A 23,333-nucleotide genomic window follows, 5' to 3' on the forward strand; every position below is an offset into this window, starting at 1 on the left:
GTGCAACGACGCGCTGATTCGTGAGGGCTCATCGCCGTGATCGGCCCGGCTGGTCGTCCTGGCACGCCAGGACGACCAGCCGAAGATGTGGTGCCACGGTCAACGAGCCACGGCGAAGAGGGCAATGAAGAAGGGAGCCATGTAGAGCAGCAGGAGCGCACCCGCTACGGCCGCCACGATGAGGACAGCCTTCATCGCTTTCTCCATGGCCCGATGGTCGCGGGCGGGTCGCACAGCGACTTGGGGACAATCCTCATGATCAGTCACGGAGTCATCCTGCTGATTGCGGTGGCGGCAGGCTATCCGTAGAAGTACTCAGTGCGACGGTCGCCTCCGATGCCCCGCCTAGCCAGGTCGGAATCGACATGGCCGTCTATCGGCCGACGTGACTGAGCGCGCCAGTTGGCGGCTCTCGCAAAGTAGCGCGCTCATGAGTTGGTAGCTGAGCGGTTCCTCGTAGCACCCCCAACTTCGGGCGCTCGTGCGCCGGCGACTTTGTGGACGACGCCTCGGCGTAGCCCGCCGACTATCCTCACCTGGGCCGGGGCCATCTGCTTGCGGATCGGCAAGGGCCGGTCGACGAGGGGGCGTTCGCAACGGGAGTGTGGGCCCCGCTGTCGGTCCGGCGATTCATTACGAGACGGGGGCACAGCGGAATATGGACGGTGCAGAGCTCGTGGCGGCGGTCCGGCGGGGGGACGCCGAGGCGGTGACCGCTTTGCTGGAGGCGGGCAGGTGGGGTTGATCACCAACTGCCGTCGGAACTCGTGCATAAGATGGCGTCCTCTACACAGAACTGACGCTTCATCAGGTTGAGGGTGATGTCCGTCGTGATTGGCCGTGGACGGTGACAGTTCTGGTCATGCGGACCGACATGCTGTTCTGGGACTCCTTGTCCCTTGAGGTCCGCTGCTGCTGCGTCGCTATATCCCTCGCCGGCCGGACATCCGTCGACGAGGGGGCCCAGCGGCGCCGCATGTGCCGAGGACGACCGGTACACCTTGGCGCGCCGTTGCCGACCCGTCGTGTGGCGCGTGGGTCAGGCTGCGGCAGCCAGGGCGTCGAACTCGTCGTCGGTGAGGGTGATGCGGGCGGCCTCAGCGTTTTCCTCTAGGTGGGCGGTCTGGGAAGTGCCGGGGATGGGGAGCATGACCGGGGAGCGGTGCAGTAGCCAGGCGAGGGCGAGTTGGGAGGGGCTGGCGCCGTGTTGTTTGGCGACGGCGTCGAGCGGGCCGCCGGAGCGGGCGAGTTCGCCGGTGGCTATAGGGAACCACGGGATGAAGGCGATGTTCTCGCGCTCGGCGTACTCAAGAACGTCTTCGGCGCTGCGGTTGGCGAGGTTGAAGAGGTTCTGCACGGAGGCGATCTCCGTGATCGCGCGGGCCTCCTTGAGCTGCTGGACGGTCACTTCGGAGACGCCAATGTGGTGGATTTTGCCTTCCTGCTGGAGCAGGACGAGCTCACCCAGCTGGTCGGCGAGCGGCACCTTCTCGTCGATACGGTGCAGCTGGTAGAGGCCGATACGTTCGACGCCGAGGTGGCGCAGGCTCAGTTCGGCCTGCTGGCGCAGGTACTCAGGTCGGCCTACGGGGCGCCAGTCGTCGGGGCCAGGGCGGGTCAGCCCACCCTTGGTAGCGATGAGTAGGTCGTCGGCGTAGGGGTGCAGGGCCTCGCGGATGAGCCGCTCGCTGACGAAGGGGCCATAGGAGTCGGCCGTGTCGATGAAGTTGATGCCCAGCTCTACGGCGCGGCGCAGCACCCGTACTGCCTCGGCTGGGTCCTTGGGCTCGCCCCAGATGCCGGGGCCGGTGAGTTGCATGGCGCCGTAGCCGAGGCGGTTGACGGTCAGGTCGCCGCCGAGGGCGAAAGCGCCGGAGGCATCCGCAGGGCGGGAGCTGTTCTGGTGGCTCATGTGACCCATTTCTTTCACTTGGAAACTGTGTAGTAACTGCACGCCGAAACCACGGGATAGTCAGGTTGAACCCCGAAGTCCGGCTGCCACGCGGCACCGTGTCCTGCTACGGGGCCATGGGTTGCCGGGTGAGGGAGTGCGGGAGGCATAGGCGTGATCGTGGGCGAACGTGCGGCTGCTCGTAGGCCGAATTCCGTTGTGGTGGGGAGTTAGTCAGTCCAGGTGTCGTCGGTAGTGCAGTCCGGGTGCGCGGTCGAGATCGAGCGTTGCATGCAGGTTCCTTCACTGCCGGGCGTGCCACCGCTCCGAACTGCCGTTGCATCACTTACCGTGCCGCCATCACCCGGTACGGACGTTATGGACATCACGCCGTCGCCCAGTTCAGTCCGCGGAAGATGCCGCCTCCTGCTCCTCTGCAACCATGCCCAGCTCCCGCATGCGTCCGATGGTCCGGTCGTGCCGTTCGTCCCCGAGGCCCGTGGTCAGCCAGGCCGGTGCGTACCGCGGGTACCTTGCCGGGTCGTACGGGACGTCCAGCTCGGATTCGTCGACGGCCGCCATCTGCCGACGGAAGCGCTCGGTCTCCTCCGGGGTCTCCGGGTCCCTGACGTAGCTGACCGTCCACTGGTGGCGGTCGATGCCGCCGAGTGTCGCGTGCCAGAGGTGCCAGTCGAAGGCTACGACGTCGCCCGGCCGGGTCTCCAGCACCTGGAGGGGGAGCCCGGCGAGCTGGCGGCGCAGGCGCTTGCCGTCCCACTCACCCGCCCAGACGCCGGACTCGCGGTGCCATCCGGCCAGTACGGCGCTGTAGTCGGCGTGGTGGGAGCCGGGCAGCACCCGAAGCGCACCTGTGTCGCCCGTCACGTGCTCCAGGTACATGATGAGCTTGACGCCGGACATCCCAGGGACCGCGTCCTTGTGCAGCGGGGCTTCCCGGTAGAAGAGGACGCTTTCCGCGAAGGTCGGCAGCACGTTCCCGACGAGTTGCCCGGCCGTGTCGAGGAACCGGGGGTCCTCCAGCAGGGACAGGCTGAGCGGCGTCCGGTCCGGCGTCATCATGGGCAGGTAGCGGCCGGGGATCCCGCCCCCATCGGTCCGCTCGTCGGTCACGAAGGCGTCGGCGTGGGCCCGTCGGACCTCCTCCGTCAGGCGTCCGGTCTCGTCGTCGTTCAGGAGTCGCGGCAGCACGACGTAGCCGAAGTTGCGGTAGTGCTCGATCTGCTCGCGGGAGAGTCGCATCGGGGGGGATTTTCCTTCCTTCCCGGCTTACGCCGTCGGTCCTTGGGGGCTGTCGGGGAGCAACGCGGCTCGGGCGGTGCGGACGGCCTTGTCCTCCGCCGGGTTCAGCGCGCGGTCGTCTTCGTCCGCCCAGCGGGCCCAGACGGAATCCTCGGGCGAGGTGAAGCCCGCGTTCTGGCGCAGGTTGATGGTGTCGTCGCGGCCCAGCAGCCGCAGGGCCCGCCGGTCGCCGGTGCGGCGCGCGGTGCGGGCGAGGGCGGTGCAGTTGGGGCCGGTGAAGGTGTCGTCTTGGCGCATCGCGGAGGTGTTGAATCCGATGCCGAGGAACTGCCGCTCCTCCGCCAGGACGCTGTGCGAGCCGGAGTGCAGCAGGTTGTGGTGGATGACGACGAGGTGGCCCGGCCGGGTGGCCAGCAGTCGCTCCTCGGGGTGGGGCCGGTCCAGCGCGTCGGGGGCGATCGTCACGGCGCGGCGGTGGGAGCCGGGGACGACTCGGAGGGGGCCCGCGTCGTCCGTCATGGGCTGGAGATAGAGGAAGCAGATGATCAGCAGGGGGTGGGCGTAGCCGCCCTGTGGGAAGGAGCCGAAGCGGTCGCGGTGCCAGTGCACCGGCAGGCCGCGGAGTTCGGTCTCCATCGCTGGGGCCCCGAACAGCACGGTGCTGTCCAGTTGGACTCGGGGGCCCATGACGGCTTCCGCGAACCGCAGCAGCCGGGGCCGGCTGACCACCGGCCAGACCTCCTGGGGATAGCGCTCCACCAGGTTGGTGACGAAAAGCGGCCGGTCGTCGGTGCCGTCGGTGAATCGAGTGTCGGCGACGGCCCGTTCGCGCAGCCTCCGGAAGCCGGCCACGTCCTGTTCGGTGAACAGGCCGTCGAGCACGATGTAACCGTCTTCCCGGAAGGCCTCGACGGCTCGTGCGACGTCCACGGGACGGTCGAGCGGATGGGTGATCACGGGCTTTCCACACTCCTCTTGTCTCGTGCCGTCCCGGCCGGTTCGTCCGCCGCCGCTCTCCGGTGGGCCGCCGCGCGCAGCGCCTGCACCCAGAGCGTGTACATCCGGTTTTCCCATTCGCGGGCGATGCCGAAGAGTCGGTTGGCGTGCATGTGCGCGAGGCTCGCGTGGATCTCACGCGGGGGCCGCCACAGTTCCCCGGCCCGGTGCAGCCTGTCCGCCGTGCCGGCGGCTGCGGGCAGCAGGTCGGCGTACGGGCGGAGGAGGTCCGGCGGCGGGGCATCGTCCCGGGGCTCGGCGGGCGCGGGGTGGTCCGCGGCGGCGATCCGCAGGCCGAGCCGGCGGACGAGGCTGCGGACGGTGTCGTCCGCGCGGTGGCCCTCGCTCAGGTCGGCTGCCAGGGAGAGGCGTTCGGCGGGGCCGAGTCCCCAGTGGGCGAAGAAGCGGTCCAGGGTGAAGGTGGCCTCCATGAGGCGGTCCGGGCCGGGTTCTGCGGCACGCGCGTCGCCGAGTACGGCCGCGCAGACCGTGCTGTCGGCGCCGAACGCGCGCTCCATGGCGGCGAGCGCGGCCGGACCGCCGTACCGTTCGGTCTCCGGCCGGTAGGTGTCGACCGCGACGGCAGGCAGCCCCTCGGCGTCGGCCGCCTCGCGGGCCCAGTGCAGGGCCCGGATCAGCACGTCTTCCCCCGCCTTCGGGCTGGCGCCACGCAGCCGCAGGCGCAGGTGGTGGTCCGGATCGGCATACCGAATCCAGAACCAGCGGTCCAGCAGGCCGTCGTCCTCGAGATTCCGGACGAGGCCGGGGACACGGCCGGACGCCAGGCGTTCGAGCTGCTCCGGCGTGCCGTAGAGCTTGAGGTACGCCCACTCGCCGCCGGGCAGGCACCGGCGGTCCGCTGGGGCGAGGACCCGGTCGGATCGGCGGGCCGGGCCCTTGCCGGGGGTCGTCGCCTCCGTCGGCGCGTTTCCGGCGCGGAGGCTTCCCGTCGTCACCACCGGGACAACGACCTCGGAGAGGTAGGGCGCCCCGGCCTCGTCCCGCAGCCACAAGTGATCGAAGTCGGGCAGCATCTCCTGGACGACGACCCTTCGCCGCCCCTGTTCCCGGGCCCGGCGCAGCTGGGCGGCCAGTTCGGCGGCGAAGGCGGGGTGTTCCAGGTCCAGGAGCAGGCGGTTGTCGAATTCGACCAAGTACACGTGGCGCGGCACGCGCCACTCCCGGCGCCAGCGCTGGACGCCGTGGAACCAGCGCTCGTCCGCGCTGCCCGAACCCTCCGGGACCACCGTGGTGTCGGTGACGTTCCACTGGGCGGGGCTCAGCACGATCCGGTCCCGGACCAGGCGCGGCAGGAACGGGGCCTTGCCGACGCCGCCCCAGTGGAAGACGGACGGCAGGGGGCGGGCGTCCTCCGCGATTTCGAGCAGGAACCGGCAGACGTTCGGCGCCTGCATGAGGGTAAGCATGTGGCTTTGTCCGACGGCCAGTCGACGGCCCAGCCGCCGGGAGCGGACGACGAACCGCCCGCCCTCGACTCCCACCGTGAGGTCGGACAGCGGCAGCACGCGGTCGGCGGGCACGGACGGCGCCACGTTGACGGCGATCTCATAGGGCCGGACGACCGGGTGGAGGGCGACGTTCGCCGCCCGGCCCGCGCTGGGCAGGTAGCTGAGCTCGACCGGCAGGGCCCCCTCGGCGCGCGCCTCGGCCTCGTAGAGCTCCCGCAGAGCCGAGAGTTCGGCCTCGTCCAGCAGGTCGTGGAAGCGGCTGAGGGAGCGGCCGCCCGGGGCCAGGGGGGTGACGCCGAGGACGGCCCGCCAGTCGCCGCGGTCGAGGTGCTCCCGGCTGCGGGCGTGCAGTTGGAGGAACACGTCGAGGGCTGACGGGGCGGGCGAGTCGGCGGGTGTCCAGCGGGTGAGCCGGGTGATCAGGTCGTCGGTCAGCTCGACCTCCGTCTCCCCGGAGTTGAGGGCGCCGCTGACGACGCGCAGCAGGATGTCGTCGCGCTCCTGTTCACGGGCGGGGGGCGGGGGGCTGGGGGGTCGCACGGGGCGCGGTTCGGTGTAGGTGGCGGGTGGTCCGAGCCCGGTTTCGGGCGACAGCAACTCCTCCACGGGCACCTGGGCCCCGATGCCGTACCGCTCCAGGAAGGCCTCCCGGTAGGTCGACAGGTGGTCGTGGCCGTGCGGGAATCGGCCCAGGCGCAGCAGGATCTCCGCGGCGTCGGCGGCGGCCCGGGCCACGTCCCGGTGCAGGGTGCGGCCGACGGTGGCGAGGCGTGCGTCGGCCTGTGCGGCGGGCGTGGTGGTGCACAGCGCGTGCTGGCTGCTGTGGAGAACGCGCAGTGCGTCGTCTGCGTCCGCGGGCGCGGCGCGATCGAGGCTGGTGGTGCGGGCGAGGACGTCGTCCAGGGCCGCGGTGAACGATGCGCCGCCGGGGAGGCGGTCGACCGCGTCGCGCACGGAGCGGGTGGGGTCGGGGTCGGTGGGTGACGGGCGGAGGGCGCCCACGAGGAAGTGGCTTTCCCAGAGCTTGCCGAGGAGGGCGGCGACCCGTCGCGGACCGGCCTGGGGGAACTCGGCGGCGAGCTTGGCGTGCAGGTCCCCGAGGGCGATCGGTTTCGTCGCGTGGTCGAGGACGGCGGCGACCGGCCGGGAGATCCGGACCGTGGCCCGCCGGACGTCGCGCCGCCCGTAAACGTCGGCCTGCGGCAGGATGAGCCGGTCGGCCACGACGTGGCAGGCGCGGTTGACGTGGACGGGCAGGGCGGCGCGCAGCGTCTCGTCCTGTTCGATCCGTTCGATGACGCCGAGCAGCCAGCCGAAGTCGGCGCGGGTGCGGACGGCGGCGAGCACGGTGGCGCCCAAGCGCTCGGTGCTGCTGTCGGCGAAGCGGCCGACGGAGACACCCGCGAACGCCCCGAATGGGGTGGGGCGTGTGCTCATGCGTGTGACGTAGCGCAGCAGCGCGGCGCGCGTGCGGGCGCGCCGCCGCGACTCCTGCGCGTCGCCGGTCGCGTCGGACGGGTCCGACCCGGCGAGCCGGTGCGCGACGGCGTCGGCCAGGGACGGGCTGGCGTGCCGGAGGGCGAGCCGCACGGCGGGCAGGGCGGCCGTCCGGAGCAGGTCCGCCTCCCACGTGCGCACTTCGGTACCAGGCCGGGGGCCGGCCTTTGAGAAGACGTCCGTGCTCAGTGCCGGGGCCCGCAGAACGTAGAACGGCGCGGGCTCGTACAGGGGCCGGCCCGGCGCCGCGGTGCGGACGGTCACGTGCGCTCTCTCCTTCACTATGGGTGGGGCGACGCATCCTTCGACAGGGTGTGCCGCTTCTCTCCCCGCTTCGGCGGTGCCGCTCCGTCAATCGATGAGCAGGCTGCGGTCCCACAGCGGTGCCGTGTCGGTGACGGCGGCCAGCATGCTCAGCAGCACGCCGCAGACGCCGGTGAGAAAGCCGGGGTCGTCCAGATGGACTCCCGGTCGTTCCTCGTCGCGGTAGCCGAGGGGGGTGGACGGGTCGTACTCGGCGGTCAGCCGTGCCAGGGCCGCGTCCGCCGCCGCGCGAGCCCGGCCGCCGGGGTCGTCGGGGGCGAACAGGGTCCACAGCCGCAGCAGCCCGGCCGTGCCGTGGCAAAGACCCGGCGAGTCCCCGGCGGTGTGGTCGAGTTGGGGCCGGTGGTCGACTGCGGCACGGCGCAGGGCATGCCGCTTGAGGTCGCCCCGCCCTAGGGCGGTGCCCGCGTGCCAGAGGGCACGGGCGATGCCGAGGCCGCCGTAGCACCAGCCGGGACGGCCGGGCGGCTGCCCCGCATCCGTGGCGGGAGCGGGGGCTGGGACCGTGGCGGGCCAGTCGGGCGCGCCGTCCGGGGCGACGGGCTCCGTGCGGCGGGCGTGCAACCAGTCGGCGGTGTCGCCGAGGGCGCGGTCGAGGGCCGGTCCGCCGTGGCCGGCGCGGCGGGCGAGAGCGAGGGCGGCGAGCGGGCCGGCGATGCCGTGAGCGAGGCCGAAGTCGTAGTGGCCACCGGGGTGTCCGTGGCCGTCGGCGTGCGCGGCGATCCGCCAGCGCGGTGCGTCGGGCGGACCGGCCAGCCGGACGAGGTGGTCGACGAGCACCGTGACGGCCTCCGTGACGGCCGGACCGGCGTCGGTGGCCGTGACGAGGTAACCGAGCAGCCCGGCGGCGCCGTTGACCGCGTCGTAGTCGTGGTCCTGTACGCCGTCCTCGCCATGGCGCCAAGGGTGATCCCGGACGCGTTCTGCCAGCGCGCGGTCGAGGGAGCGCCGGACCGTGTGGTAGCGCGGGTCCATGGCCTCGGCCGCGGCGAAAGTCAGGGCCACGCCACCGAGGCCGCCGTGCATGCCCAGTCCGGCGATGGGCCGGGCCCGGGTGGCCTCGGCAAGGGTCTTCAGGTGGGTGTGGGCCGCGGCGTCCCAGCCCTCGCCGGGCAGGGCGCGGGCGAGTTCGGTCATCAGCAGGGCGACGCTGGGCAGCCCTGAGGACAGCGCGGTGGGCCAGAACTCGAAGCCGCCCGCCGACCGGCTCCGGGCCAGGTCCGCGTACCGGGGCGCCGCCTCCGGGTCACGCAGCCGGCCCGCTGCCTCGCGCACGATCCCGAGGGCCGGGTCACGTGGTGACGTGCGGACCGGGACGTCACGGCCGCAGCGGGTTGCGGGCACGACGGCCGGGACGTCCCGTTTCATTTCGACGTTCTCCAGCCCGTCAGCGACCTAACGCGGTCGGGTCGCCCTCGGGGCTCTCGGAGCCCGAACAGCACTTGGTCCAACGGCAGCTGTACGGGTGTGTGCACCACCAAGCCGTGGGCTCGGTGTCCAGGGCGTCCGGCGACGCGATGTGAATGTCGAGGTCGAACTCACTGTCCAGGTCGATCAGCGTTGCGGATGACACGACGGATCACTCCATTTCGGAACATCTCTTGAACAGCTATCAAGACGTGATCACAGAAGTTAAGTTGCGTTCGAACACGTGTCAACTGACTTGAGGGACAGGGGAATCGAATGGCTGGTGTTCGTGCGCCTCGTCCAACAGGCCGCGAGCAAGGGGGAGTTATGCACGTCCTGGTACTCGGCGGAACGGGTTTCCTCGGCAGGCCCTTGGTGGCGCGGGCCCTAGCGCGCGGCCTGCGCGTCACCACGTTCAACCGCGGGACGCACGGCCCGGACCACCCGGGCGCCGAGGTGGTGCGCGGCGACCGCACGCGGGCGCCGGACCTCCGGCGGCTGGCCGTGTGCGGTCCGTGGGACGCGGTGGTGGACACCTCGGGGATGCTCCCCCGGGACGTGCTCGCCTCGGCCCGAGAACTGGAGGGGGCCGCCGGCCGGTACGCGTTCGTCTCATCGCTGGCCGCCCTCGGCTGGCCGCGGACCGCGGTCACCGACGACTCCCGGCCACGGCCCTGCCCCTCCGACGCCGGTCTCGACGAGGCGGACTTCGACACCCTCAAGGCGGGCTGCGAACGGGCGGTCACGCAGGTCTTCGGACCGCGCTCCCTCATCGTCCGGCCGGGCCTCCTGCTCGGGCCGCACGAGGACCTGGGGCGACTGCCGCGGTGGCTGAACCGCGCCGCGCGGGGCGGCAGGATTCTTGCCCCGGGGCCGCCCGACCTGCCGCTGCGCTTCCTCGACGCGCGCGACCTGGCCCGCTGGCTGCTCGATGTCCTCAACGGCCCGCAGCCGGCAGGGGCGTTCAACGTCACCGGCCCGCCGGGACAGACCACGCTTGGTGAACTGCTGACGCACTGCCTGGACGCCGTCGGCACCATTGGCGCGGAGACCGTCTGGGCCGACGGGGCCTTCCTACGGGCCCACGACATCCGTCCGTGGCTCGGCCTGCCGCTGTGGGCCGCCGACGACGCGGGGGCCTGGTCCGTGGACACCTCCCGGGCGGAAGCAACCGGCCTGCGCACCCGACCCGTTGCCGAGACCGTGCGGGACACCTGGGCCTGGATGACGGTCGGCGGTACGGCGGGCCGGGACTACGCGGCCGGTGCCTACGCGCTCACCCCGGCGCGGGAGGACGCCCTGCTCCGGGCCTGGGACACCCGGACCGACGGAGCGGGGACGCCGGACGCGAACGGCCGGGCCGGCGGTCGGGAGACGGGGGCCCGGGACGTCCGGGTGCGGCAGGCGTGACGGCGCCGGTCAGCAACCCGACCCGGGGGCGGGCGGAGCCGCGTCCAGCTTCCAGTGCCCCTTGTCCGCCTCCACGAGCGTCCACGCCGTGCAGGAGGGGGTACCGACGACGTCGACGCGCAGCGCGTCCCGGACCACCCGCACCGCGATCCGGTCCTCGGGGACGTCCTTGAGCTTGTCGAGGAAGCTCTCGGCGTATTTCTCGCCCGCCGTGTCGTCCGTGAAGCGTTTCTGCAAGGCGTCCGTGTCGCCCTTCCGCAGCTCCCGCTGCACCGCCTCCGCGAGCCGTTGCGGGCTCGATTCGCTGCCGTCGTCCGCCGTGGCGATGGAGACGGTGACGAAAATCAGCCACCCGGCGAACGCGGCGATGCCCAGCCGCATGCCGAGCACATGCCGTCCGGACCGGGACGTGGTGGTCAGCCGAGTCATAAGTCCCATTGAACTACACACGACAGGGCACTCACTTTGAGACAGCGGCTTTCAGACGCTGACGAACGACACCGGAACGGGAGGCGCTGGGCCCAGTGACGTCCGATCAGGAGCAGACGAACGACGCGGAACGGGAACTCTTCGGGGGCCGCCTCCGGATGGATGAGGCGTCGGCCCGGCACGAGCAGGTGCCGCTGGAGATCCCCTTCCATAGGATGGCCGGCCGGGTCCCAGCGTTGCTGGCGCGGTCCGCCGCGATGGCCTGGGCGGTGGACCGCGTCTCCCTCGTCACCGTGGCCGTCGCGGAGGTGGGCCGCGGCACGGCCACGGCCATCGGGCTGCTGGCCACCAACGAGGTGCTGATCGACCTGTTCGCGGGCGGCCCGACGCCGGACCGGGTACGCGCCGCGCTGCCGTCCCTGCTGCTCGTGGCCGGTACGGCGGTACTCGTCGCGCTGCTTACGGCCATGTCCGCGCTGGCGGTGGGCCGGCTGGAACCCCAGGTGGAGCGGGCCGCCTCGCTCCGGCTGCTCTCCCACGCGATCCGGGTGGAGCTCGCCGACCTGGAGGACGCCCAGGTACGCCGGCTCCTGGAGACGGCCGAATACGGCACCGACGCCGCGCGCCGGCTGATCGGGCACGCCGTAGCCGTGATCAATGGCTTGATCTCACTGGTCGCGGCCGCGTGGGTGCTGACCGTGCTGCACCCGCTCCTGTTGCCCCTGCTCCTGCTCACCGCCATGCCCAAGGGATACGGCACAGTCCGCACGGCCCGCCGGGTCTACCGCAGCATCCAGCGCTGGCTCGACCACGTACGGGTGCGCAGGCGGCTGTCCGACCTGCTGCTGGCCCCCGACCCGGCCCGTGAGCTCCGCGCCCACGCCGTAGGACCCCATCTGTTGCGGCGATACCGGGAGCTCACGGATCAGTCCACGGCGGAGCAGAAACGGCTCGCGCTGGCCGCCGCCGGCACCGACCTGGCCGCCGGTGCCGTGTCCGGCGCCGCCACCGGGAGCACGTACGCCGTCCTCGGGCTGCTCCTGGTCTCCGGACACCTCCCGATGGCCGCCGCCGGCACCGCGGTGCTGGCCGTCCGCAACACCACGAGTCAGCTGTCCGGACTGGTGCGGAACGTCAACTACCTGTACGAGCAGTCGCTCTACCTCCTGGACCTGGACCGCGCGGTGGCCCTGGCCCGCGAGCGCGCCATTCCGGCCGGTGGCCTTCCGCTGACCGGACGGCCGACCGTCCTGGAGCTCGACAACGTCTCGTTCACCTACCGGGGGCAGACCGCCCCCGCGGTCACGGGCGTGAGTCTGCGCATTCCGCGCGGCAGCGTCGTCGCCCTGGTCGGGGACAACGGCTCGGGCAAGTCGACGCTGGCGAAGCTGATCGCCGGGCTCTACCTCCCGGACTCCGGCCAACTCACCTGGGACGGCACCGACATCAGAGAGCTGGACCGCGACACCGTCTTCGACCGCGTCGCCCTCGTCGACCAGGACTTCCTCAAGTGGCCCTTCACGGCCCGCGCCAATGTGACCCTGGGGCGTCCCGAACGCGCCCACGACGAGGCCGCCCTGCGGCGCTCCGCAGCGTTCGCCGACGTGGACGGCTTGATCCGAACGCTGCCCCGCGGCTGGAACACCCTCCTCGAACGCGGCTTCCACGGCGGCCAAGGCCTCTCCGGCGGCCAACAGCAGCGCTTTGCCCTGGCCCGGGCCCACTTCCGCGACGCGTCCGTCGTCATCGTCGACGAACCCACCGCGGCCCTCGACGCCGCCTCCGAGATCGAGGTCTTCCACCGCATACGAGCCCTGGCCGACAGCGGCCGCACGGTCGTCCTCATCACCCACCGCCTCGCGTCGGTGCGCTGCGCCGACACCATCTACGTCCTCGACCGGGGCAAGGTGATCGAACAGGGCGACCACGACGGCCTGCTGACCGCGCAGGGCAGCTTCGCGGCGGCCTACCGCCTGCAGGCGGAACAGTTCCGGGACGGACCGGAGCAGCCCCCGTACACCGGGGCGGGCCGGACCACGTCGTGCCGGTCACCCAGGCCCGCCGGTCCCGGGTGACCGGCACGACAACCGCATCTGGTGCTGGACAGGCGACACCGCCCCCTGAGCGGTCGAGTTGATCCGCACCTTGGAAAGGGGCCGTAGACAGCGTCCTCGACGTCTACGCAACCAGAGCCCACGGGTGCTGGACCGTCGTGGTCCCCTGCACACGCGGGGCCCGGGGGACGCAGCCCGCCGACGGGGGGCGCGTGTCCGGAGTAGGTGGTTGGTGGGGGCTCGTGGAAGCCGAACTTGGGGTGGGCAACGAGCCGGTCGCACACCGAGTGCGGCAGGTCGGTGGGGGTGTGGGGCCGGGTGCTCGGCGACGAGTGGTTCGTCTTCTACAACAACCTGAAGAGCCCCGACGGCTCGCTGGAGCACACCGGCGACAACCTCACCGGCGACGGCGAAGGGGACGACGAGTCGGTCCTCATCGACCGCTCCAAGGTGCCCGCCACCTGCGACAAGGTCGTCTTCCCGGTCTCGATCCACGACGCCGACAACCGCGGGCAGACTTTCGGCCAGGTCAGCAACGCGTTCATCCGCGTGGTGAACCAGGCCGACGGCCAGGAGCTCGCCCGCTATGACCTCTGCGAAGACGCGTCCACGGAGACGGCGATGATCTTCGGCGAGGTCTAACGGCACGGCGGCGAGCGGCAGTTCCGCGCCGTCGGCCCGGGGTATGTGTCAGGGCTGCGAGGCATCGCTCTAGACTTCGGGGTCAATGTTTCGTAAGCCAGGTACGGCGCGGGGGAGCCCCGTACAAAACGATTGGGTAGCCAGTGCTTCTGAAAACGTTCGGCTGGTCGTTCGCGGTCACCGCGCTCGGCCTGGTCGCGGCGGTGTTATACGGGGGGTGGACCGGCTTCGGGATCGTGGCGATCCTGTCCATCCTCGAGATCTCGGTGTCCTTCGACAACGCCGTGGTCAACGCCGGGATCCTGAAGAAGATGAATGCCTTCTGGCAGAAGATCTTCCTCACGATCGGCGTCCTGATCGCGGTCTTCGGCATGCGCCTGGTCTTCCCGGTCGTGATCGTCGCCATCAGCGCCAAGATCGGCCCGATCGAAGCGGTACGGCTCGCGCTCAACGACAAGGACCAGTACCAGCAGCTGGTGACCGACGCTCACCCGTCGATCGCCGCGTTCGGTGGCATGTTCCTGTTGATGATCTTCCTCGACTTCATTTTCGAGGACCGTGACATCAAGTGGCTCGGCTGGCTCGAGCGCCCGCTCGCCAAGCTCGGCAAAGTCGACATGCTCTCCGTCTGCATCGCGCTCATCGTGCTCATGATCTCCGCGATGACCTTCGCCACCAACGCCCACCAGCACGGCGGCATCCATGCGGACAAGGCGGAGACCGTCCTGATCGCCGGCATCGCGGGCTTGATCACCTACCTGATCGTCGGCGGCCTCTCCGGCTACTTCGAGAACAAGCTCGAGGAAGAGGAGGAGCGCGAGCACGAGGCCGAGGAAGAGGCCAAGAGGAGCGGCAAGAAGGTCCCGGCGGTCGTGATGGCAGGCAAGGCCGCGTTCTTTATGTTCCTCTACCTGGAGGTCCTGGACGCGTCCTTCTCCTTCGACGGCGTCATCGCCGCCTTCGCGATCACCAACGACATCGTCCTGATGTCGCTCGGCCTCGGCATCGGCGCGATGTACGTCCGCTCGCTCACGGTCTACCTGGTCCGCCGGGGCACCCTCGACGACTACGTCTACCTGGAGCACGGCGCGCACTACGCGATCGGCGCCCTCGCCGTGATCCTGCTCGTCACCATCCAGTACGAGATCCACGAGGTCATCACGGGCCTCGTCGGCGTCGTCCTGATCGCCTGGTCCTTCTTCTCCTCGGCCCAGCGCAACCGCAGGCTAGCGGCGGCCGAGGTAAAGGACATGGGGTCCAACGAGAAGGCTGAGGTCTCCTCCGGCGTCTGAGCCGGGCCGCCAGCGCGGGCCGCAGGGTCGCCAGGCGGACGGTGTCCTCCGCGATCGACGACACCGACGTCAGAGTCAGGCCCCACCCGCCGTCGTACCCCTGATGGCGCAGCAGGGTTCGGGCGGCCTCGCCCGCTCTGCCCTCGAACGCTGCAAGCCCCGCACGTGCCCGCTTCATGATTCGCCTCCGCCATCGACAACGGATCGTCTGGACGGACCGATACCCGATTCGGCTACCACGGAGGCGTGTTCACGACTCGGCGCTATGGGTAGCGTTCGGCGCCGTACCCACTGTTTGACTCAACCCAGGTGAATGACATCGGGAGTTCGACAGCGCCCATCCGGGGGAAGTGAACCCTTCTCGGCAACTTCTCGTGACGGTACGTGATTTTTGCTCAGGCGGTGCGGCCGTGTTCGAGGTGGAGCAGGACGAGGGCGGCTCGGGCGATGCGGGTGATGGCTGCCGGGTCGAGGCTGACCCTGCGCAGGGCCTCGGAGGTGACTTTCAGCAGGGCGTTCGTATGCTCCGCCATGCCGTGCACGCTGCGGAGCACCGCGTTGAACGTCCGGTCCGGCTCGGTGAGTTCGTCGCCTTTGGGCTTTTAGGCCGGGTGGCTGAACCCGTCACGGATGTTCTCGTAGCCCAGGTCGGTCAGGTTGGGAATGCCGAGGGTGGCGGCGAGCCGGTTGAGGGCGTCGACGAGGCCGTGGGTGCGGACGCAGGTGGTGTCGTGCTCGCGGCCCGGCCGGACCGGGGAGCCCCGCAGCGGCCAGCCGTCCGGGGCCGCGATGCCGTTGTCCCGGGCGAGTTGGACGAGCCATGAAGCCTCTCGGCTGGGACATGATCTTCGCAGACCCGTTCCCACCAGGGGCTTCACACATATTTGACGCTGGGTCACCATCTCGACCACCTGCACGCGGTCACGCACCATAACCATGGCGTTGCCGAGAAGACCTCAATGGATATAACTGATTGAGATGATGTCGTCCCGCCCAGCGGAATGGCGGGAGAATCATCATATGATATACAAGTATAATGCCTTTACAGCACCCCTTCCGCTTCGGTGTCAACATGTTCGTTCCCGGTTCGCGACGCGAGTGGAGCGCGAAGTGCCGCAGAGCCGAGGAACTCGGGTTCGATGTAGTCGGAGTGGCCGATCACCTGGAGTTCTCCGCACCGTTTCCAGCAATGGTGCTCGCAGCCGAAGCGACCGAACGGGTACGGCTGAGTACGTTCGTGTTGAACACACCGTTCTACAACCCCGTCCTTCTCGCGCGCGAGGTGGCGAGCACCGACCAATTCATCGATGGGCGTATGGAACTCGGGCTCGGCGCAGGATACGTGAAGGCCGAGTTCGACACCGCGGAGATACCGTTCCTCAGTGGCGGAAAGCGGGTCGAACAGCTGGAACGGACTGTCACCACGTTGCGTTCTCTGTTCAAGGACACGGAATATCAGCCGCGTCCAGTCCAACCATCCGGACCACCACTGCTGATTGGGGGCTGGGGCGACCGGCTGCTGCGGCTGGCCGCCACGCACGCCGACATCATCGCCTTCACCGGAGGCTGGGCCAACACCACCGGTGATGTACTCCATCTCGCCGGAATCGCGCAGACGGAAGAACGGGTCGCCTACGTGCGCGGCCTACTCGGTGACCGCGCCGACGCTGTGGAGCTCAATATCATGGTGCAGCAGGTGATTCCGCCCGCCGAACGCAGCGCGATACCTGACAGATTCGATCCGCTGCCGCCCAACGCTGAGGACAGCCCCGAAGAGCTGCCTTCCATGTTGATCGGAACCCCGACGGAGATGGCGCAACAACTCAAGGAACGCCGCGAACGCTACGGCTTCACCTACTTCACGGTCATGGAATACAACATGGAGAACTTCGCGCCGGTCATCGCCGCGCTGCGCTGAACTACAAAATTCGCCACAATGCCGCCGATGACGGGGGCTTTGATCGAAAGGGGTGACCCGATTCGCATCGGCGCCAGAACCAGTCGTGGAACGGCCGGCGTGAATCTCGCGCTCGCCGACCAGGGAAGCCCCACAACCCTTATGCTGCTACGCCACGGTGAGACGGCATTGACACCGGAGAAGCGGTTGTCCGGCAGCGGCGGCTCCGATCCGGAGTTGTCGGAGACCGGGCAGCGGCAGGCCGAGGCCGCCGCGAGGATGCTCGTGGTACGCGACGCGGTGCAGGCGGTGGTGTCCTCACCGCTGCGCCGAGCCCAGCAGACGGCCGAGACAGCGGCACGACGGCTGGGCCTGGACGTCCAGGTCGACGAAGGGCTCACTGAGGCGGATTTCGGTGCCTGGGAGGGACTTACGTTCGCCGAGGTGCGCGAGCGCTACCCGGACGAGCTGGCAGCATGGCGCGCTTCTCCGGCGGTAGTGCCGGGCGGAACCGGGGAGACATTCACCTCGGTTGCGCGCAGGGCCGTGCTCTCACGGGACCGGCTCCTGGCGCAGTACAGGGGACAGACGGTGTTGGTCGTCTCGCATGTCGGGGTGTTGCGGACGCTGGTTCGGCTGGCGCTCGGCGCACCGCCCGAGTCGCTGTTCCGGATGGAGCTGTCGGCGGCCTCACTGTCGGCCGTGGCCTATGACGGGGATGGGAATGCGTCGGTGCAATCGCTGAACGACACGTCGCACCTGGCGGACCACCGCTGACCACGCCGGCAGACGAGGGCGCGGTGCCCGGCACCGCGCCCTCGTCGGTCAGCGTCGAATCGTCTTGGTGCGCATGAGGAATTCAGCGAGGTAGCCGTCGTGCGGCAGTCCGTGCTCCATCCACGGTGTCGGATGGTCACCGACGTAGACGTTGGCGATGGTCGGTTCGGCCACCAATTCGTCGATCAGGTTCTCGTCGGTGGTGACGGCAGTGAGGACGAGGGTGTCGCGCAGCGGCCGGATCCCGGCGTCGCGGTCCCACGGTGCAACCCACGCACAGGGGAAGCCCAACTCCATCCCGAGCTGTTCGGCGAACGGGCTGTCGAGCTGGTGCACCGCCGGCCGGAGCACCGCGGAACCATCGCCGAGATCGCCGACGATGCCGTCACCGCCGAGCCACGCCTTGGTGCCCGCTGCCCGCTGCCGCAGATACGCGTCCCACCGACGGGCGGGACCGACAGGCATCACGGGCAGGACTGCGCGTTCGTCCGTCGGGTGCAGGCTGGGCAACGCGGCGAGGCGTTCGGCGATCGCCGCGGCCACGGGGGCGGGGTCGCCCTCGACCAGTACGCCGGTGGCGTTGACGCAACCGACGCCCCCACCACTGCTGATCGACTCCACGATGGTGTCGACGATCGGTTCCCACTCGGTTTCGGCGGTGATGAGAATCTTGGAGCGCCCGGGGCCCTGCGGCAGAATGCGTCCATCGCCCGCGTATTTGCCCACGACATCCGCGCCGCCGTACACCATTCCGAAGTCGGCGTGCCGGAGGATGTCGTCGGCCACGTTGTGGTCGGTGGGCAGGAACGCGATTCCCTCGTCGCCGAAACCTGCCTCGCGCAGGGCAGTGACGAGCCGATGTGGGGTGAACGGCTCACGACGGGAGGGACGCACGGCAACGCGATAGCCGAGCGCGAGGGCGTCGAACCAACCCTGGTGCACCGCAGGGTGATTGCCCGCCGCATGGACGGCGAATACCTCACCGCGCCGGGTCCACACCGCCGCACCGTCACGGGCCCGCGGATCGCGCCACGAGCCGACCGCAGCGGCCGGCTGCGCGTTCGCCACGCTGTGGTGGATCCGCTCGGCGGCCCGCGCAATTTCGTCGGTGGCATTGCGCACCACCGTGATCGGTATCCCGGTGACCGTGCTGACGGTTTGCTGATATTCCTCCGGCGTCAGTCCCGCGATCGACTGCGTGGCGAAAGCCCGGCCCGCCTGCGCGAACGCCGCGATCCGTGTGTCGACGGGTAGCGCCGGCGCTCGGCGCAGGGCCTTTATCGCGCGGGTGATGTAGAGCGAAGGTGCGAGACTCAGTGTCGCGACCGGGTCTCCGGCAAGATCTCGAATGGTCTCCTGGCGCCGGGACCGATAGGGGCCGCCGGGGCCGAGAACGTCGAGGGACAACATCAGTACACGCCCTCGATCACCTTCGTATCGCCGAAGGACGCCACGGGTGCGACGTCTGCGACCGAATCACCGAAGCCGCCATCCACCGGTGCGATCCGGGTTGCGTAGTCCCGCTCGATGTTGTTGACCAGCAAGGCAGTTCGGCTCATGTGATGCACGACTATCTGCCCGCGCTCGCCGTACGGAACAACCTGGCCGGTGTCGGGGTCGATCACCCGGAACGTGGTGTACGGAGCGAAGGAGTCGAACACGCACGGCTCGTCGTCACCGAGGCCGGGTCGCTCCACCGATGTCCCCAGCATCATCGTGCCGCCGTACCCGCCGACGAACTTGGCGCTTCCGAACACCTCGTCGCGCAGCAGATCTCGGGTGTCGGCGTCCAGATGTGTACCGCCCCAGATGATCGCGCGAACCTTCCGGTTCACCAACTCGACCAGATCGTCGTGCTGCGCGAGGCGCTCCAGCATCGGCGGGGTGGCGAAGAGGACGCCCACATCCTGGCTGGCCAAAATGTGGCCGACCTGTTCGATGAGGTGATCGGTGTAGGCGTCGGCCACGTCTGTCCGGCCCTGCGCGAGCAGCTTCTTCACCCATCGCGGGTCCAGATCGATGCTGAAGTTCAGCCCACCCCGACCCATCGCGGCGTCGACCGCCATTGCTCCGACATTGTGCGGCCCGGTGGGAACCGCACTGAGCCAGTCGACATTTCGAGGTACGCCGTGAGCATCCAGTCGCTCACTGAACCATTCGACGCTGCACCGATGCCACTCCGCGGCGTACGTCACTCGCTTGGGCTGCCCTGTGGTACCGCCGCTTTCGTAGACGGCCGCCCTGTGCTCGTCACCGTAGCCACGGGGAATCAGCTCACGGACGCCGACATCGCGCAGCTCGTCCACCACATTGGGAAACAGGCCGAGATCGTCGAAATCCCGGACATCGGTCAGCGGATCAAAGTCGAGTGCCTCGGCCCGTTTCAGCCAGAACGGTGACCCGGTCTCCGGACTGAAATGCCACCGCATCATCTCCCGAACGAACTCTCCGCCAGTTTGCTCGACCATGGATTTCCTCTCGAAATAGTTGAACAGATGCCCGGAAACTGCTCGTTGGCCTCGTCATGGGTCTCACCAAGCGCCGTCGCGACGATGTCCTGGTGATTTCCTACCCGGTCTCGGCCGACCCTCTGAGGCAGCGGGTGGTGGAGAGGCCGGACGTGTCGATCCAGGATTTCTCGTCGAGTACGAGGTTTCGGATGATCTCTCCGGCGGCAGGTGCTTGGCACAGTCCCTGACCGGAGAATCCAGCCGCGTAGAGGAACGGGCGGGAGCCTTCACGGCCGATGAAAGCCATCCCGTCCGGACTGACATCGAGGTCTCCGCTCCACCCGTGCTCGAGGCCGTTGTCGGCGAGGCTCGGGAAGGTCGTGCCGAGGTGGTTCGACACCCGTTGCAGCCAGGCCTGTCGGGTTTCGTCCGGAGCGGGGCGGCCCATCCCGACGAGGATGCGGTCTCCCCAGCTTCGAATCCGCAGGCTGGACGGGTGCATGGTCATCGGCAGAGCGTTGCGCGGGGCACTACCGGGAGTGTCGGTCAGGAGCATTTCGACGGGGTATGTGGTCACAGGAATGCGCACGTCGGCCATGGCGGCGACCGTTCCCGCCCAGGGGCCTGCCGCGCAGACGATGGTGTCGGCGCGGATGCTGCCCGCGGGCGTGTGGACCCGCCCATCTGGGTCGATGCCGGTGACGGGTGTTTCCGTGCGCAGGATGGCGCCGGCCTGCTGGGCGGCTGTGGCATAGCCGCGCACGATCGCGGCGGGATCGCAGGCGTAGGCCTCGGGCGACCAGGCTGCCGCCAGGATGCTTCGCTCGTCGACCAGCGGGTTGAGCCGCGCTGCTTCAGCAGCGGTCACGAGTTCGACGTCCACTCCAGCTGCCTGCTGGGCAGCTTGGGTGTCTCGGAAGTCCTGCACCTGGTGTTCGTCGGTGAACAGCACGAGCAAGCCGATGCGCTTCAAGCCGAGGTCGGTTCCGGTCCGTTCGGTGAAGGCGTGGTAAGCCGCCAGGCTGCGGACGGCAAGGCTGCTGATGAGAGCGTTGCCGGGAAAGTAGGTACGCACAACGCCCGCAGTGGTCCCGGACGATCCCGATCCGAGCGCGCCACGCTCCAGCAGGACGGTACCGACGCCTGCCTCGGCGAGCTGGCACGCTATTGAATTGCCGATGACGCCTCCGCCGATGACGAGGACGTCTGCGCGTTCGGGGAGTTGGCTCACGACTGGCGGACCGATTCATCGGAGCGCAGTTGGCGCAGGTGATCGCCGGTGTCCCACGGGTACAGGTGCAGATTCCAACCGCCCAAACAGTTGATGTAGAGGGCCAGTTGGCTCGCCACGCTCAGGAAATCATCGCGATCGAGCTGGTCGAGGCAGGCCAGGAAGCGCTGGGTGAAACTCCAAAGCTGCTCCAGGCCGCAGTAGCCCAGAAACTCGGCCGGAATACCGACCAGCAGGCGCGCCATGTGACGCAATGAATCCATCGGCATGCCCTGGACCGCGGCCCGGACCAGACCACCGTAGGTGGCATACCCCAGCGGGCGGGTCTCACCGTTGACGAACAACAGAGTGGGTAACACCGTCTCAAAACTCCCTGCCCCGGAAGGGATCACCCCCTCGTGGAGATCAGCGAGCTCCTGTGGTGCGGACAGCCAGGCCCGCTCGGTCGCGGTGTACACGTCGTGTATGAGACGTTTCGCGTCGGGATCTGCGGCGGTCAAATGCGGAATACGATGGCCGCCTTCGGTTCCCGCCTTGCGGACCTCCGCCAAGATCGGCTTCTTCGTCGAATAGACCGAATCCCAGATCGCCTTGCCGGCCTCCAGTAGTGCGGGGATGTCCTCCTGCCGGATCCGGCCCACCGGGGATGCCGGCATCGGTTCGGTCAACGTGCCGTACTTGATGCCCAAATGCTGTAGCGCGGAGCAGAATACGGTCCCATCGGGCGCCTCGCGTCGATCTGCGATCCGAGTAGACGCGGACAGATGCAGCAGCGACGGTATCGGTGCCGCGTGATACAGATGCTGTCCCGCCACCAGCGCGTGTCCCTGCAGACTCTGGTAGGGCAACGACTCCCACAGCGCGTCGGCAAGTTCAGCGTTGCGACCGTCGAGTTCCGCGGTCACGGTGATATCCAGGTCGGGCCAGGCGATCTCGATATGCCGACCGGAAAACGTTTCAGTCAAGATTTTCCCCTTGTTCAGTGAGATGCCGCCGCTGCTATTTCTCTGCGAAAGAGTCACGGACGGAGTCGGTTTCCTGCGTCATCATGGCGATGGTCGTCTCGACGACCTCGGCATCGTCCCCCGGCATCCCGTACCACTTTTATAGGTGCGGCACGCGCATCCGATGCTTGACCATTTGGTTGGGTGTGTTCAATCCGCCCACATCGGCTGACGGCAATGAGAGAGCCGCGACACCGGGTCGCCAGCAGCCAGTTGAGGAACTCATGTGTGCCGCCGCCGGAGTCGGTGCGGATCAGGGACAGCCGTCCGCGCCGGTGCCTCTTCGGCACTGGGCCAGAGCGACGCGGGCGGCCTCGATGTGGTCGGCAGCGGTGTTGCCGCCCGCGTTGCCCGGCCGCAGCAACGCGGCGACCGGTTCCCTGGAACCCTCATGGCCATGGTCGACGAACGCGAACAATGGATGGTGACCGAAGGTCTTCTTCCAGGCCACAGCGGCGTCCTGCTTCTCGGAGTGCGCCAGGACCAGCACCCCGTCGATGTCCACAATCACCTTGTTGCCCGCGTGCGGGCAGCCTTGCAGGGCAACCGCCAGACCCGGTCGCGGACTTAGGTCCGGGACTGCCGGATCGTCGCAAGGGCAAGCGCAAGCGGCCCGGTACTGGCGAGGGCATCGATCAGTCGGGGCACGGGCGGGTCGGAGGCCACCGGCCCGAACACCGCCGACTCGGCCCGCAGCATGCCCACATCCGCCAGGCAGTCCCCACCGAGCGCGACCGACAGCGCGACATCCCATTCGGATGCTGCGACTGGTCGATTCACCTAAGTGATGGGGTTCTGCAGGTCACTTGTGAATCGTGACGCAGGCCCTACTGTCGGGATAGTTGCTCCACGAGATGCAAGCCGGGGTTCCGTCAGGGAAACTCAGGCCGACCTTGTCCGTGAATTCGAATCTACTGGCTGCGCAGATCTTGCCGCTGGTCGTGACGTAGTTCCGACCGATCGATATGGTCGCGCGGCCGCAATTGTCGGCGTGGTTCTTGGTCAGCGTGGCCGTTACGGATTCAACGTGCAGCTTAGTGCCGGTTAGGTCAATGCACTTACTGCCTGTGCTGCCGGCGTTTCCGATGCAGCTGCTGGCGGAGATCTTTGTGAGGTCCGCTGCCGAAGCTTGCGTCGCTGGAATCGCTGCGCTGCTCATAGCTAATACGGCTGCTGCGGCAATACGAGTGATCATATCTCCCCCTAAATTTGCGGTCAGAACATCTTGTTCTTGTGGGTCGCTAAGGCTCAAGTCGATTAACGATTTCACGCCTACTTTGGCCGATTCAAGATCACCCTAAGA

Annotated in this window: 16 protein-coding genes and 4 pseudogenes; 6 read left to right on the forward strand and 14 right to left on the reverse strand. The window is 68.9% G+C overall.

The genetic code is table 11. The features are described from left to right. Nucleotides 1-1,039: 1,039 nt before the first annotated feature. From AB0I10_RS03395 to AB0I10_RS03420, 6 genes are all read right to left on the reverse strand, one after another. Nucleotides 1,040-1,912 carry an aldo/keto reductase gene (locus tag AB0I10_RS03395; RefSeq protein ID WP_363150578.1) on the reverse strand — a complete coding sequence of 291 codons (873 nt, stop codon included), beginning with the start codon at nt 1,910-1,912 and terminating at the stop codon, nt 1,040-1,042. Between the two features lie 381 nt (nt 1,913-2,293). Next, a complete protein-coding gene (locus AB0I10_RS03400) occupies nt 2,294-3,151 on the reverse strand; it encodes a phytanoyl-CoA dioxygenase family protein (protein WP_363150579.1) in 858 nt (285 codons plus the stop codon). Nucleotides 3,152-3,178: 27 nt separating this feature from the next. Then, nucleotides 3,179-4,108: a phytanoyl-CoA dioxygenase family protein gene (locus AB0I10_RS03405; protein ID WP_363150580.1), complete on the reverse strand. Its 930-nt coding sequence runs from the start codon at nt 4,106-4,108 to the stop codon at nt 3,179-3,181. Then, on the reverse strand, nt 4,105-7,377 hold the full coding sequence (locus tag AB0I10_RS03410) for a lantibiotic dehydratase (RefSeq protein ID WP_363150581.1): 3,273 nt from the start codon (nt 7,375-7,377) through the stop codon (nt 4,105-4,107). The genes AB0I10_RS03405 and AB0I10_RS03410 overlap by 4 nt, the downstream gene beginning before the upstream one ends. A gap of 87 nt (nt 7,378-7,464) precedes the next feature. Then, a complete protein-coding gene (locus AB0I10_RS03415; RefSeq protein ID WP_363150582.1) occupies nt 7,465-8,805 on the reverse strand; it encodes a lanthionine synthetase C family protein in 1,341 nt (446 codons plus the stop codon). 19 nt (nt 8,806-8,824) lie between these two features. Continuing rightward, nucleotides 8,825-9,010 carry a hypothetical protein gene (locus AB0I10_RS03420; protein ID WP_363150583.1) on the reverse strand — a complete coding sequence of 62 codons (186 nt, stop codon included), beginning with the start codon at nt 9,008-9,010 and terminating at the stop codon, nt 8,825-8,827. Between the two features lie 161 nt (nt 9,011-9,171). On the opposite strand from AB0I10_RS03420, the gene AB0I10_RS03425 reads away from it, so the two are divergent. Beyond that, nucleotides 9,172-10,254, forward strand: a complete 1,083-nt coding sequence (locus AB0I10_RS03425) for an NAD-dependent epimerase/dehydratase family protein (protein WP_363150584.1) — start codon at nt 9,172-9,174, stop codon at nt 10,252-10,254. A 9-nt stretch (nt 10,255-10,263) separates the two neighbouring features. Here the strand turns inward: AB0I10_RS03425 and AB0I10_RS03430 are convergent, their stop codons facing one another. Further along, nucleotides 10,264-10,683, reverse strand: a complete 420-nt coding sequence (locus AB0I10_RS03430) for a hypothetical protein (RefSeq protein WP_363150585.1) — start codon at nt 10,681-10,683, stop codon at nt 10,264-10,266. A 95-nt stretch (nt 10,684-10,778) separates the two neighbouring features. Between AB0I10_RS03430 and AB0I10_RS03435 the strand changes: the two genes are divergently transcribed. The 3 genes and pseudogenes from AB0I10_RS03435 (at nt 10,779) to AB0I10_RS03445 (ending at nt 14,671) form a co-directional block, all read left to right on the forward strand. After that, nucleotides 10,779-12,758, forward strand: coding sequence for an ABC transporter ATP-binding protein (locus AB0I10_RS03435; protein WP_363150586.1), 1,980 nt, complete (start codon nt 10,779-10,781; stop codon nt 12,756-12,758). Between the two features lie 291 nt (nt 12,759-13,049). Next, nucleotides 13,050-13,475: pseudogene (locus AB0I10_RS03440) on the forward strand (TerD family protein); the annotation flags it as partial. A gap of 47 nt (nt 13,476-13,522) precedes the next feature. After that, nucleotides 13,523-14,671, forward strand: coding sequence for a DUF475 domain-containing protein (locus tag AB0I10_RS03445; protein ID WP_363150587.1), 1,149 nt, complete (start codon nt 13,523-13,525; stop codon nt 14,669-14,671). Between the two features lie 395 nt (nt 14,672-15,066). Here the strand turns inward: AB0I10_RS03445 and AB0I10_RS03450 are convergent. Beyond that, a pseudogene (locus AB0I10_RS03450) lies at nt 15,067-15,462 on the reverse strand (transposase family protein); the annotation flags it as partial. A 245-nt stretch (nt 15,463-15,707) separates the two neighbouring features. Here AB0I10_RS03450 and AB0I10_RS03455 point away from each other — a divergent pair. Both AB0I10_RS03455 and AB0I10_RS03460 read left to right on the forward strand, forming a co-directional pair. Beyond that, nucleotides 15,708-16,589, forward strand: coding sequence for an LLM class F420-dependent oxidoreductase (locus AB0I10_RS03455; protein WP_363150588.1), 882 nt, complete (start codon nt 15,708-15,710; stop codon nt 16,587-16,589). A gap of 114 nt (nt 16,590-16,703) precedes the next feature. Beyond that, a pseudogene (locus AB0I10_RS03460) lies at nt 16,704-17,345 on the forward strand (histidine phosphatase family protein); the annotation flags it as partial. A gap of 48 nt (nt 17,346-17,393) precedes the next feature. Here AB0I10_RS03460 and AB0I10_RS03465 read toward each other — a convergent pair. The 6 genes and pseudogenes from AB0I10_RS03465 to AB0I10_RS03490 form a co-directional block, all read right to left on the reverse strand. Continuing rightward, nucleotides 17,394-18,755 carry an aldehyde dehydrogenase family protein gene (locus AB0I10_RS03465; protein ID WP_363150589.1) on the reverse strand — a complete coding sequence of 454 codons (1,362 nt, stop codon included), beginning with the start codon at nt 18,753-18,755 and terminating at the stop codon, nt 17,394-17,396. Beyond that, nucleotides 18,755-19,813, reverse strand: a complete 1,059-nt coding sequence (locus AB0I10_RS03470; RefSeq protein ID WP_363150590.1) for an AMP-binding protein — start codon at nt 19,811-19,813, stop codon at nt 18,755-18,757. The genes AB0I10_RS03465 and AB0I10_RS03470 overlap by 1 nt, the downstream gene beginning before the upstream one ends. Before the next feature lie 100 nt (nt 19,814-19,913). After that, a complete protein-coding gene (locus AB0I10_RS03475) occupies nt 19,914-21,026 on the reverse strand; it encodes an FAD-dependent oxidoreductase (RefSeq protein ID WP_363150591.1) in 1,113 nt (370 codons plus the stop codon). Continuing rightward, a complete protein-coding gene (locus AB0I10_RS03480) occupies nt 21,023-22,048 on the reverse strand; it encodes a hypothetical protein (RefSeq protein WP_363150592.1) in 1,026 nt (341 codons plus the stop codon). Before AB0I10_RS03480 ends, AB0I10_RS03475 begins: the two co-directional genes overlap by 4 nt. A 188-nt stretch (nt 22,049-22,236) precedes the next feature. After that, nucleotides 22,237-22,780, reverse strand: a pseudogene (locus tag AB0I10_RS03485) (transposase); the annotation flags it as partial. 52 nt (nt 22,781-22,832) lie between these two features. After that, the gene (locus tag AB0I10_RS03490; RefSeq protein WP_363150593.1) at nt 22,833-23,225 is read right to left on the reverse strand and encodes a hypothetical protein; all 393 of its coding nucleotides are present in this window, start codon (nt 23,223-23,225) and stop codon (nt 22,833-22,835) included. Between the last annotated feature and the right edge of the window lie 108 nt (nt 23,226-23,333).

The organism is Streptomyces sp. NPDC050636, assembly GCF_040654775.1.
Taxonomy (GTDB): Bacteria; Actinomycetota; Actinomycetes; order Streptomycetales; family Streptomycetaceae; genus Streptomyces.

Coding starts and splice junctions, on each gene's coding strand:
- AB0I10_RS03395 (WP_363150578.1), bottom strand. CDS start 1,912: ATGAGCCACCAGAACAGCTCCCGCCCTGCGGATGCCTCCGGCGCTTTC.
- AB0I10_RS03400 (WP_363150579.1), bottom strand. CDS start 3,151: ATGCGACTCTCCCGCGAGCAGATCGAGCACTACCGCAACTTCGGCTAC.
- AB0I10_RS03415 (WP_363150582.1), bottom strand. CDS start 8,805: ATGAAACGGGACGTCCCGGCCGTCGTGCCCGCAACCCGCTGCGGCCGT.
- AB0I10_RS03425 (WP_363150584.1), top strand. CDS start 9,172: ATGCACGTCCTGGTACTCGGCGGAACGGGTTTCCTCGGCAGGCCCTTG.
- AB0I10_RS03430 (WP_363150585.1), bottom strand. CDS start 10,683: ATGACTCGGCTGACCACCACGTCCCGGTCCGGACGGCATGTGCTCGGC.
- AB0I10_RS03455 (WP_363150588.1), top strand. CDS start 15,708: ATGCCTTTACAGCACCCCTTCCGCTTCGGTGTCAACATGTTCGTTCCC.
- AB0I10_RS03465 (WP_363150589.1), bottom strand. CDS start 18,755: ATGTTGTCCCTCGACGTTCTCGGCCCCGGCGGCCCCTATCGGTCCCGG.
- AB0I10_RS03470 (WP_363150590.1), bottom strand. CDS start 19,813: ATGGTCGAGCAAACTGGCGGAGAGTTCGTTCGGGAGATGATGCGGTGG.
- AB0I10_RS03490 (WP_363150593.1), bottom strand. CDS start 23,225: ATGATCACTCGTATTGCCGCAGCAGCCGTATTAGCTATGAGCAGCGCA.